2 protein-coding genes are annotated in these 12795 nt (G+C 69.5%); both read right to left on the bottom strand.

The window, feature by feature from the left end; translation table 11 throughout:
- Nucleotides 1–58: 58 nt before the first annotated feature.
- On the bottom strand, nucleotides 59–11014 hold the full coding sequence (locus BM408_RS10390) for a YDG domain-containing protein (RefSeq protein ID WP_175541752.1): 10956 nt from the start codon (nucleotides 11012–11014) through the stop codon (nucleotides 59–61).
- A 42-nt stretch (nucleotides 11015–11056) separates the two neighbouring features.
- Nucleotides 11057–12778, bottom strand: a complete 1722-nt coding sequence (locus BM408_RS10395; protein ID WP_092129721.1) for a ShlB/FhaC/HecB family hemolysin secretion/activation protein — start codon at nucleotides 12776–12778, stop codon at nucleotides 11057–11059.
- Between the last annotated feature and the right edge of the window lie 17 nt (nucleotides 12779–12795).

Genomic DNA, 12795 nt, shown 5'->3' on the forward strand with positions numbered 1-12795 from the left:
GGGAATGGCAGCCGCAGCCTGCTCACAGGCCACGGTGGCGCCCCAAGGTGGCGCTTATTTACTGGCCTTGTCCTGCCTGCGCCTCTCCAAGGCAGCTGGAACCCTGGCCTGCGGCGGCGCAATCGCCGGCGACGGACGCATCGGGAAAGCCCGCCAGGCGGAAAGTGGGCGTTTGCGCCGTGGCGGCCTGTTCTTCGGCGCGCCGTATGCCGGCTGCGCGGCGGAAGGCCTGCTCACGCTTGTCGTCGGCCTCCAGCACCGGCAGGGCGGTGCCGCCGACGACGCGCAAATCGCCGGCACGCTCAGCCATATTGGCCGGGGCCGCCGTGATGCTGGCGGTGGCGCCGGCCGTGTTGTTCAGCAGCACATAGTTGCCGGCATCTGCGCCCGACAGCGTGATGCCGGTAATGCTGACGGGTTTGCCGCTGCCGACGCCGGGCGTGTCGAAGTTGCCGGTCGCCGCGCCCACCGACAGCACATCCGCGCCTATGCGGCCGGCAAAGGCCGCGCCGCCGGTCGCCAGCGTGGCGGCCGTGGTGCCGTCCTGCATCTTGTCGGCGGCGGTGATGCCGCTGACATTGGCAATGGAGGCCGGTGTGATGTTGGCGGCCGTCACGGCGGTGGTGTTCGCGCTGTAATTGCCCGCATCGGTGCCGGTGATGGCGATGCCGCCGACGTTGACGGTTTTGCCCACGCCGGCATTCTTGTCGACAAAGCTGGCCGAGGTGTTGCTGGTGGCGAGTACGTCGCCGACGACCCGGTTGTCGCTCAGCGTGACGGTAGCGACGGTGCCGCCGTCGTAAACACGGTTCTGGCCCGTGGCGCTGACGGTGAGGGCGCGCTGGGTGATGTCTGCCGTGGTGGCCGCTGTGGTGTTAACGCTGTAGTTGCCGGCGTCGGTGCCCGTGAGGGCGATACCGCTGACATTCACGGCCTTGCCTGTGCCGACGTTCTTGTCGCCAAAGCTGGCGGCGGTGTTGCTGGCCGTGAGCACATCACCGGCGACCCGGTTGTCGCTGAGCGTCACGGTGGCATTAGTGCCGCCGTCGTACACCTTGTTTTGCCCTGTGGCGCCGACCGTAAGAGCACGCTGCGTGATGTTGGCCGTGGTGGCCGCCGTAGTGTTGAAGCTGTAGTTGCCGGCGTCGGTGCCGGTGACGGCAATGCCACTGACGCTGACTGTTTTGCCGGTGCCCACGTTCTTGTCACCAAAACTGGCTGCCGTGTTGCTGGTGGTCAGTACATCGCCGGCGACCCGGTTGTCGCCAAGCGTGACCGTAGCGACGGTGCCGCCGTCGTACACCCGGTTCTGGCCGGTGGCGCTGACGGTGAGGGCGCGCTGGGTGATGTCTGCCGTGGTAGCTGCCGTCGTGTTAACGCTGTAATTACCCGCATCCGTGCCCGTGAGGGCGATGCCGCTGACATTCACGGCCTTGCCGACGCCGACGTTTTTGTCGCCAAAGCTGGCGGCTGTGTTGCTGGCCGTGAGCACATCGCCGGCGACACGGTTGTCGTTGAGGGTCACGGTGGCAGCCGTGCCGCCGTCGTACACCCGGTTCTGGCCCGTGGCGCTCACTGTGAGCGCGCGCTGGGTGATGTCGGCGGTGGTGGCCGCTGTGGTGTTGGCCGTGTAGTTGCCGGCATCGGTGCCGGTGATGGCAATGCCGCTGACGCTCACGGCCTTGCCGGTGCCCACGTTCTTGTCGCCAAAGCTGGCGGCTGTGTTGCTGGCCGTGAGCACATCGCCAGCGACCCGGTTGTCGCCGAGCGTGACGGTAGCGACGGTGCCGCCGTCGTAAACGCGGTTCTGGCCCGTGGCGCTCACTGTGAGCGCGCGCTGGGTGATGTCTGCCGCGGTGGCCGCCGTGGTGTTAACGCTGTAGTTGCCAGCGTCGGTGCCGGTGAGGGCGATGCCGCTGACATTCACTGTCTTGCCGACGCCAACGTTTTTGTCGAGGAAGCTGGCGGCGGTGTTGCTGGCCGTCAGCACATCACCGGCGACGCGGTTGTCGCTCAGCGTGACAGTAGCGACGGTGCCGCCGTCGTAAACGCGGTTCTGGCCCGCGGCGCTCACTGTGAGCGCGCGCTGGGTGATGTCTGCCGTGGTGGCCGCCGTGGTGTTGGCCGTGTAGTTGCCGGCGTCGGTGCCGGTGAGGGCGATGCCGCTGACGTTCACGGCCTTGCCGGTGCCGACGTTTTTATCGAGGAAGCTGGCGGCGGTATTCGTAGCGGTGAGCACGTCGCCGCTGAGGCGGTTGTCAGTGAGCGTGACGGTGGCGGTAACACCGCCGTCATAGACGCGGTTCTGGCCGGTGGCGCTGACTGTCAGCGCGCGCGGGGTGATGGTGAGCGCGCCGTTGGTCAGGGCCAGGGTGTAGTTTTCGCTGTTGGCACCCGTGCCTGCGGTAATGGCCACGGGGCCGGCCGCCACTGCAGTGCGGTCAACAGCGGTGGTGGTGTAGTTCACGCCCAGGCCGGCGGCGGTATCACCGTCGATCAGGCCGCTCACCACACCGGTCAGCACAGGGTTGGCATCGCCATAGACTTTGGTCTTGTTGTCGGCTGTGACGGTCAGGGTCGGTGCGATGCGATAGAGGAAGGTGTTGGCGCTGCCGGCAGGCACATAACTGGCGTCGCTGTTGTAGCGCTTGCTGTAGCCTGCGACGCCTTCGAGCGTGGCGCCTGGGTCGCCGCTGTAGACGAGGTAGCGGCCGGAAGCGGCCACAATGCCGCCCGCGCCCACATTGTTGACCAGCTGGCCACCGGTGCTGACGCCGGCCGCATTGGCGCTGCCGGCCTTGAGGACCACGGCGTTGCCGGTGGCGGATGAGCTCACGGCATTGTTCAGCGTGAGGTTGGAGGCTGCGCCGGTGGTTTCGATTTTGACCGTGCCCGTAGCCGTCACGCCGGTGGTAGCACCGACGGTTCCCACGATGAGCGCGCCCGCCTGTTTGTAGTCCACGCTGGCGGTATTGGCGGCCAGCGTGGTGACAGCATTGCCCGCATTCGTCAGGGTGTAAGCGCCGCCCGCGCCTGTCAGCGCAAGACCTGAGGCCGCGATGGCGCCGGACTGCGTGACGGCGCCGCCGGCAGACAGGGTGGCGTTGCTTGTTGTGGCAATCGCCGCCACGTCAAACCCGGCGGCGGTTCCGTACCGGATAGCGCCGGCCGCGTCGGCCGTGTCTGCGGCATTGCGTGCCTGCAGGTTGATGGCGGTGTTGCTGTTGCCGGCGTTGTTCAGTGTGATGGCGCCGCCGGCATTGACCAGCGTTTTCACCTTCAGCGTGCCGGCGGTGACGTTGCCGGTGCCGGCGGTCTGGGTGACGGCACCGAGCGCCGTCAGGTCCAGCGTGCCGCTGCCGACGTTCGATGCCGCGCCGCCCGCGCCCAGGTTGACAGCGCCGGTGCTGCGCACAAAAGCGCTGGCATTGCCGGTGGTGTTGACGCTGAGGTTGGTGGCCGCCACGTCGATGCCGTTGCTGGCGTCGGTGCCGATCTGGCCGTTGGCGTTGAGGGTGATGTTTTGCGCGGTGATGGTTTGCGCACCCACATCGCTGATGGAGCCGGCGTTGAGCGTCAGCGTCCTGCCGGCCAGGTTGACCGCGCCGCCAATCGTCATCGCGCCGGTGCTGGCTGCATCGCCGATGACGATGGGGCCGGTGGCGCCTGTGGCAATGGCGGTGAGTTCCGCGGCCGTGAGGTCAAACCCGGCGGCGCCTGCCAGCGACATGGTGCGTGCAGCGGTCTTGGCTTTCAGCGTCAGCACGCCGCTGGTGGTCAGGGCATTGTTGCCGGTGTTGGCGCCGATGTTGACGGTATCGGCCGTGACGGTGATGGGGCCGCTGCCGGCCGACACGTCGATGTTGGTGTTCTGGGTATAGGCGCCCGTGCCGGTGTCTATGGAAACAGCGCTGTTGGTGGTGCTGAGGTTGCCCGCCACCGTCACGCCGTTGTTGCCGTTGTTCAGCGCAAAGCCGCCTGCCGCCGTGATGGCGTTGAGCGTGGCGATGCTGTTGGCCTGGGTGCCGAGGTTCAATGAACCGGCGCCGGTGCCGGCAACCGCCAGTGATGCCGCATTGACGGCGCCCGTCTGGGTGATGGCGCCGTTCGATTGCAGCGTCAGCGCAGCCGTGGTGTTGACGGCGGCCACATCAAAGCCCGTTGCATCGCGATAGGAAATCGCACCGGCGGCATTGGCCGTGTCGGCGCCATTGCGGGCCTGCAGGTTGACGGAGCTCACGTCATTGGCGGCGTTGTTCAGTGTGATGGCTGCGCCGGCATTGATCAGTGTCTTCGCGCTGAGCGCTGGCGTGGTGATGGCGCCTGTCTGGGTGATGGTTCCGCCGGCTACCACCGTGAGGCTGGTGGCGGCCGTGGACGTGCCCAGCACGATGGCATTGCTGTCGCGCAGGGAGACGGCGTTGCCGCTGGTGACGGCGACGCTGGAGAAATTATTGGTGGCCGTTGCCAGTGTGATGTCGTTTGCTGCGCCGGCGGCCAGCGTGGTGGCGCCGGTCACGGCCAGCGCGCCGGTTTGGGTAATCGCACCGCTTGTGTTCACCGCCAGGGTGCCTGAGACAGTGGACGCACCGAGAGCCAAGGCGTTCGCATCCGTGAGGACGACGTTGCGGCCCGACACCACCGACACCGCGCCGGTGAAATCGTTGCCGGCGTTGTTCAGCGTGATGTCGTTCAGGGCGCCGACGGTCAGCGAGGCCGTGGTCGCCTTGATGGCGTTGGCCTGCGTGAGCGAACTGGCGGCAGACAGCGTGAGGGCGTTGACGTTCAGCGCGCCGTTGAGCGCGATGTCGCCGATATCGGCGCCGGCCGTGGTGGCGGTGAGCGAAGTTGCGCCGGTGACGCCGGCCGCCGCGCCGCCTATGGCGCCCACGGCAATGTCGTTGGCCGTCACGGTCAATGCCGACAGCGCCAGCGTGCCGCCCATCGTGCCTGTCACGCCGACGTCGCCCTTGCCTGCCTGCAGTATCAGCGCGCGGCCGGAAGTCAGGCTGTTGATGGCGCCGTCGAACTGGATGTTGGCGCCGGCGCCTGCGCCGGCATTGCCGCCGCGTGAGTCGACCGTCACGGTGGCGGCGTTGAGCAGTGCGTCGTCCTTGACCTGGATCGCGCCGCCGTTGCCGGAGGTGGCTCCGCCGGCCTGGTTGCCGCCCAGCGCCGTGAGGCTGCCCGCCAGAGTGATGGTGGGCGCACCCCCGGCTGCGTCGAGCGTGATGGCGCCGGCGTTGCCGCCTGCCGCCACACCGGTTCCGCCATTGCCGCCGGTGGTGGTGATCGCCGCGACCGACACATTGCCGCCGGTGGAGGCCAGCGACACCGCCGCGCCCTGCCCGCCGGACTGGTTAGCGCCTGCGCCGTTGCCGCCTATCGCGCTGATGGCGCCGGTGCTGCTGATGGCCGCCGTGGAACTGACGGTGACCGCGCCGCCGTTACCGCCGGCGCCTGTGGTGCTGCCGTTGGTGCCATTGGCCGTGATGGCCGCTGTGGTGACGCCTGCGCCCGAGATGTCCACCGTGCCGGCATTGCGCCCGCCGGCCGTGCCGGTGGCCCCGCCGCCGCTGGCGGTAATGGCGCCGACTGCCACTGCGCCGCTGGCCGCTGTGACGCTGACATTGCCGCCGTTGCCCGAGGTGCCGCCCGTGGTGGTCAGCGTGCCCGCCGTGAGGTTGCCTGCGGTGTTGCTCAAGGTGATGCTGCCCGCCACGCCGCCTGCGCCCGCGCCGACGGCATTGCCGCTTTGCGCGGCCAGCGCACCCACCGTGACGGTGCCCGCAACCGTGTTGGCCACGTTAATGCTGCCGGCGTTGCCGCCGTCACCGTCGGTAGTGCCGCCCGCGCCGCCGCTGGCCGTGATGGCCGCCGTGGCGACGGTTCCGGTCGACGTGATGCTGACGGTAGCGCCGCTGCCGCCCTTTTGGCTCGACGTGGCAGCAGCCGCGCCGCCTGAGGCCGTGATGACGCCGGTTCCCATGTTGAGGCCGGCGCCGCTGATGGTGACGCTGCCGGCATCGCGGCCGGCCAGGCCACTGACCGTGGCGCCGCCGCTGGTGGTGATGTTGCTGTTGAGCACGGACACCTGGCCGGCGGCGGAGAGGCTGACGTTGCCGCCGTTGCCCTTGGTGCCGCCGTTGGTGGCAATGGCGGCAGTGGAAAGCGTTCCAGCTGCGGCGGTGTTGGTCACGCTGACGCTGCCGGCTGTGCCGCCCGCACCTGCACCGAGCGCATTGCCGGTCTGCGCTGTCAGCGTTCCGGTGCTGATGTTGCCGCTGCCGCTGTTGTTGACCGTGATGCTGCCGGCGTTGCCGCCAGCCGCGTTGGTGCCGGCCGCGGCCCCGCCGCTGGCGGCGAGGTTGGTGACGGTGACACCGCTGTTGCCGGTGATGGAAATTGCCGCGCCGTTGCCGCCGGCCTGGTCGCCCGTGAGCGTTCCGCCCGTGCCGCTGGCAGTGACGGTGGTGGCCGTGAGCAGGCCGCCTGTGGCCTGCAGCGTCACAGCGCCCGCGTTGCGGCCGGCGGTGGCGGCATTGGCCGCGCCGCCGCTGGCGATGATGGCGCCGGTCGTCAACACGCCGGCTGTCGACGTGGCGCTCACCGCGCCGCCGTGGCCATTGGCGCCGCCTGTGGTGGTCAAGGCGCCGGTCGTTACCGCTGTGCCAGTCAGTGTGATGCTGCCGGCCGTGCCGCCTGCGCCTGTGCCGGTGGCGCCGCCCGTTGAGGCGGTGATGCCCGCGGCCGCGCCCAGCGTGCCGCTGCCGGTCAGGCTGACCACGCCGGCATTGCCGCCGGCCTGGTTGGTGCCGTTGGCCACGCTGCCGCTGGCGGTGATGAGGCCGGTGACGGAGCGGTTGGCGCCGGTGACGGTGATGTTGCCTGCGTTGCTGCCGGCGCGTGTGCCCGCGGCCAGCACTGTGCCGCTGGTGTTTAGCGTGCCGGTGACGGTGACGCCGGCCTGTGAGGCCAAGGTGACCGCGCCGCCGTTACCGCCCGCGCCGCCGCTGCTGTCGATGGCCAGGGTGCTCAGGTTGGCGCCGGCTGCATTGTTGGTGACGCTGATGCTGCCGGCCGCGCCGCCCGCGCCTGTGCCCAGCGCCGCACCGGTGCGCGCCGTGAGGGCGCCCAGCCCGATGGCGCCTGTCGTTGTTGAATTGTTCAGCACGGTGATGCTGCCGGCGTCACCGCCGTCGCCGTTGGTCGTGCCGCCTGCGCCGCCGCTTGCGGTGAGGGCGGCGGCCGTCACCGCATCGGTCGTTGTGATGCTGATGGCCGCGCCGCTGCCGCCCTTTTGATTGGACGTGGCTGCAGCCGCACCGCCTGAGGCCGTGATGGTGCCTGTGCCCATGTTGAGGCCGCCGCCGCTGATGGTGACGGTGCCGGCATTGCGGCCGGCCAGGCCGCTGATGGTGGCGCCGCCGCTGGTGACGATGTTGTTGTTGACGATGGACACCTGGCCCAAAGCCGACAGGCTCACATTGCCGCCATTGCCTTTGGTGCCGCCGGTGGTGGTGATGGCTGCGGTAGAAAGCGTTCCTGCAGCAGCGGTGTTGGTGACGCTGACGCTGCCGGCTGTGCCGCCCGCGCCTGTGCCCACTGCATTGCCGGTTTGCGCGATCAGGGTGCCGGTGGCGACATTGCCGCTGCCGCTGTTGTTGACGGTGATGCTGCCGGCGTTGCCGCCCGCGGCATTCGTGCCCACGCCGGCGCCGCCGCTGGCTGCGAGATTGGTGACGGTGATGCCGTTGTCGCCGGTGATGGAAATCGCCGCGCCGTTGCCGCCGGCCTGGTCACCCGTGAGTGTGCCGCCCGTGCCGCTGGCGGTGATAGTCGTGCCGGTCAGCAAGCCGCCGGTGGCCTGCAATGTCACGGCGCCCGCATTGCGGCCGGCCGTACCGGCATTGGCCGCGCCGCCGCTGGCAATGATGGCGCCCGTCGTCAACACGCCAGAGGTCGATGTGACGCTCACCGCGCCGCCGTGACCATTGGCGCCGCCTGTGGTGGTCAGCGCGCCGGCCGTCACGGCGCTGCCGCTGAGTGTGATGCCGCCGGCCGTGCCGCCTGCGCCCGTGGTGGTGGCGCCGCCTGTCGAGGCAGTGATGTTGTTCGTGCCCAGCGTGCCGCCGCCGGTGATGCTCACCACACCGGCATTGCCGCCGGCCTGGCCCGCGCCGTTGCCCACGCTGCCGCTGGCAGTGATGAGGCCGGTGACGGAGCGGTTGACGCCGGTGATCGTGATGTTGCCGGCGTTGCTGCCGGCGCGCGTGCCCGCGGCCAGCACCGTGCCGCTGGTGCCCAATGCGCCGGTCACCGTGACGCCGGCCTGCGAGGCCAGCGTGACCGCGCCGCCGTTGCCGCCCGCGCCGCCCGCCGTGTTGATGGCCAGGGTGTTCAGGTCTGCGCCGGCCGCATTGTTGGTGATGTTGATGCTGCCGGCCGTGCCGCCCACGCCTGTGCCCGTGGCCGCGCCGGTTTGCGCCGTCAGGTTCGCCGTGACGATGTTGCCGCTTGTGTTGTTGGTGACCGCAATGGCGCCGGCATTGCCGCCCGAGCCACTGGCGCCCACGCCTGCGCCGCCGCTGGCCGTGATGGCCGCGCCGGCAATACCGCCTGTGGCGCCTATGGTGATTGCGCCCGCGTTACCGCCGTTGCCGGCCGTGGTGCCGGCGGTGCCGCTGGCTGTCACAGCGCCGAGGGCAGCGATGGCGCCGGCCGCCGTGATGTTGATCGCGCCGGCATTGCGGCCTGAGGTATTGGCCAGCGCCGTGCCGCCGGTGCTGGTGACGGTGCCCGCGCTCAATGCGCCGGCGGAGTTGAGCGTGATTGCGCCGCCGTCGCCGTTGTTGCCGCCCACGGTGGTGATGTTGCCGGTGCCCAGGCTGGCGCCCGTGGCGCTGTTGGTCACCGAAATGCTGCCGGCCACGCCGCCCGCGCCCGTGGTCAGCGCATTGCCGGTGCTCGCCGTCAAGCCGGCGACGGCGATATTGCCCACGGCGCTGTTGGACAGCGTGATGCTGCCCGCGTTGCCGCCCACCGATGGGCCGGCTCCGCCTGCGCCACCGCTGGCCGTGAGCGTGCCTGTGGCGGCGATGCCGTTGGTGGAGGTGACGCTGATGCTGCCGCCCGCGCCGCCGGTTTGGCCTGCGCCCGATCCGGCAGAGCCGTTGGCCGTGATGGCAGCTGTCGTGACGCCCGCGCCCGTGATGCTGACAACGCCGCCGCTGCGGCCCGCGTTGCCGGCACTGGCCGTGCCGCCGGTGGCGGTGATGGCGCCAGCAAGATTGATGACGCCGGTGGCGAGGAGGGCGACGCTGCCCGCATTGGTGTTGCCCGCGCCGGTGGTGGTGATGGTGCCGGCTGCGGTGCTGGTGATGCTGGCGGCGGAGAGGTTGACGCCGCCGGAGGCTGTCAGCGCGGCATTGAGGGCAATCGTGTTGCCGGCTTCAAAGCGGACCTTGCCACCCGAAGCCATGGCCAATGCGTTGGCCAGGGTGATGTTGTTTGTGGCCTGCAGGTAGAGCTCGCTGTAGCCGGTCACGTCGGCGACCTGGACGGTGTAGGTGCCAGCGGCAGGAGGATCCGCGAAGGCCACGTCGGGCGTGCCGTCGGCGTTGTTGGGTGGCGAGGGCTGCGCCGTGGTGTTGAGGACGATGTCCTGTGGATCCAGCAGCACCGTGCCGCCGGTGCCTGCGGGGGCGGCCACATCAATGCTGCCGCGCAGGTCCAGCTGCTGTTTGCCCGAGACTTCGACAAAACCGCCGTCGCCGCCGTTCGCACCGCCGCGCGCGCTGATGGCGCCGCTGTGGCGCGTGTCGCCGTTGGCCCAAACCACGACCTTGCCGCCCTTGCCGCTGTCTGTGGCGTCGGCGCGTATCGAGGCATCTGCCGCGATGTAGGTGCGCGAGGCATTCTGCACGGCCGCATTGCCGCCCTGGTAGTCGCCGCCCACCAGCGCCGTGCCGCCGCCGGCGGGGCCGGAGACGTCAATGGACGCGCCGGCGTTCAGCGCCACCTTGTCGCCCAGCACCTGTACCGTACCGCCGCTTTGGCCGGGGGCCGTGCCGCTGGCGTCAAGCGTGCCGGAGACCTGCACCACGCCGGTGGCGCCGCCGCTCAGCACGATCATGCCGTTGCGCTCAGAAGCCGAGTTGGCGCGTATCACGCCGGACTGGTTGACCACCGTCGCCATCGCGTCGCCCATGGCACTGGCCAGCACGGCGACATTACCGCCTGTGGCGGTGATGCTGCCGCTGTTGTTGATGGCGGCCTGCGCGGCTGCGGCGTCTACCGAGAAGCGGACAAGCCCCACACCCGAGGTGTCGACCGACACGCGGGAGCCCGCCAGCAGGCCCACAGAGCCGGCCTCGGCGCTGATGGCGCCGGTGTTGGTGACTTGCGGCGCGGCCAGCAGCACATAGCCGCCGCGTGCGGCATTGATGCTGCCATGGTTGCTGACGGCGCCCGCGCCAATGCCGCTGAAGCTGTAGCGCCCGGCCATGAAGTCGCCGTTGCTGATATCCAGGCTGGAAGCCACCAGGCCGCCCACATTGACCTGCGCACCGGGCGCGAACATGACGCCGGAGGGGTTGATGAGGAAGACCTGGCCGTTGGCACTCAGTGAGCCGAAGATGGACGAGGCGCCGTTGCCGATAACGCGGTTAAGCGCAACGGAAGAGGCGCCGGGCTGCACGAACTGCATGGACTGGCCCGCGCCGATGTTGAAGCTTTGCCAGTTCAGCACCGCCTTGTCGCTGGACTGGTTGACCACCATGGCGTTGGCCGAGGGTGTGCTGACGCTGGCTTGCCCGGCCACCACCTGGCCGCCTTCAGGAAGTGCTGTAGCCCAGGGCGACACGGCAGCCAGCAAAACAGCCAGCAGGTGTGACAGCCGGCGGCCGCTGCGAATGCGGTATGTGGCCGAGAGTTTGCGGGACAGGCGGACCACCACGGTGCGCACGGACCAGGGGCGGTAAGCGGCGTGGGTCGAAGCAGCGGGTGCGGTCATGGTGGGCATTCAGAGGTCGGGGTCAGATCGGAGTGAGCCCGGTTAAAACCAGGTTTGGGCCGAGAGCCAGGCGCGGGGCGCGCGGTCCGGGTCACCGGTAGAAGGCTGCGCAGGCGTGGTGCGCCAGGCCAGGTAGGTTTTGACGAGGAACTTGCCGGGGCGGCCCAGCGTGGCGCCCACACCGAAGGAGCCCAGGCTCAGCGTGTTGGCGTTGCCGGGTACGGTGGCGCCGTTCTGGTTGAAGTGCACGCGGCCGAAGTCGTAAAAGGCGAGCAGGTTCAGCGGCTCGCCCCAGGGCGCTTGCGGGAACTGGTAGCGCGACTCAAGGTTCAGCAGGAAGCCGGCGTCACCCACGCCTTCGCCCACGGGGTAGCCGCGCACGCCGCTGGGCCCGCCCAGCACCATTTTTTCGGCGGAGCTGAGATTTTTCGATGCCAGCTGGGCCTGGGCTGCAAAGTGAAAGCTCACGGCCGAATCAAGGTACTGGCCGCGCTGGTATTCCAGGTTCAGCTTGCTGAAGCCGCCTGCGGTGCGCAGACCGCCCAGGCCGTCGTCCAGCAACTGGTCGGCCGCATTGAGCGTGAGGCGGCCGAAGGTGGCGTTGGCTGTGTAGCTGTTCAGGCCGCTGCCGCCCGCCAGGCTGTCGGTGAAATTGCCGGCCAGACCGACCCGGAGCGCCAGGATGTCGCGCTCGCTTTTCAGTACCGGGGTGCGTATTTCGTCCACCAGCGTTTTTTGCTCCGCGCTGACAAAGCCGTACAGATTTGTCGTGCGCCCGCGCAGCAGGGGGTGGGACACGCTGAGGCCGACGATGTCAGCCCGGCCGCTGGCGCCCAGCGCCTCGAATTGTTTGCCCAGCGCGTAGTCAAGGCGCGCCGCACTGAGGGCAACGCGGGTGCCGTAGGCGCCGACCGGCAGGGTGTAGCCCAGGCGGTACAGCTCCGAGCCGGCTTGATCGCTTTGCTGCACGCTCAAGGCCAGCACGTCGCCGCGGCCCAGCAGGTTGTTGACGTTGCCGTTGAGCACCGCGCGTGCCGCGCCGGCCGCGCGCGCGCCGTGGTTGTCCACGCTCACGGAGCCGTCAAAGCGCGGGCCTTTGGCCTGCACGGTGACCAGCACATCGGCCTGGCCCGGGCGCTCGCCTGGCTGCACGGTGGCGCCGGCCTCGTAGCCCGCCAGGTCGCGCAGCAGCAGCACGGGTTTGTCGAGTGCGTATTCAGTGACGGCATCGCCCGGCCGGAGCTGCCCGACCACCAGGTCTTCGGCGAAAGCCTGTGAAATGCCCGCGCCCTCTACCCGCACGGTGACGCGGCCCACGCGCGCTTCGAGGACGGCGATGGTGATGGTTCCGCCCTGGGCGGGAAAGACCTGCTGGGGCAGGTAGGCCTGTGTGAGCAGGTAGCCTTTTTGCCGGTAGTAGGCACTGATGGTGTTGGCCGCTTCGGTCAGGCCGGCGAGGTCTGTGGCCTGGTTAAGCCGGCTCGCCAGCAAGGCGGCGAGCAGCTCGCCGGAGAAAACCGTGTTGCCGGTAAAGCTGAAGGCCGCCGGCGTGGTGAGCACAGTGCCCGCAGCGGGCACTGCGGCCTGGGGCTGGCGCAGCTCCAGCGGCGGGCTGCTGCGGGGCGGGAGCAGGGGTAAGGGGCTTGGCGACTCCAGCAAAGTGCCGGCGTCGGGCCGCACATCGACCCTTGCCTGCGCAAGCACGGGCGCAGCCCCGGCGGCAAACGCGCCAAATATCCCCCAGACCAGAAGCCGGAGCGCCATAACAGGGGGACAAGACA

Origin of the sequence: Polaromonas sp. YR568 (genome assembly GCF_900116715.1) — a bacterium.
Lineage (GTDB): Bacteria > Pseudomonadota > Gammaproteobacteria > Burkholderiales > Burkholderiaceae_C > Polaromonas.

Coding starts and splice junctions, on each gene's coding strand:
- BM408_RS10395 (WP_092129721.1), bottom strand. CDS start 12,778: ATGGCGCTCCGGCTTCTGGTCTGGGGGATATTTGGCGCGTTTGCCGCC.
- BM408_RS10390 (WP_175541752.1), bottom strand. CDS start 11,014: ATGACCGCACCCGCTGCTTCGACCCACGCCGCTTACCGCCCCTGGTCC.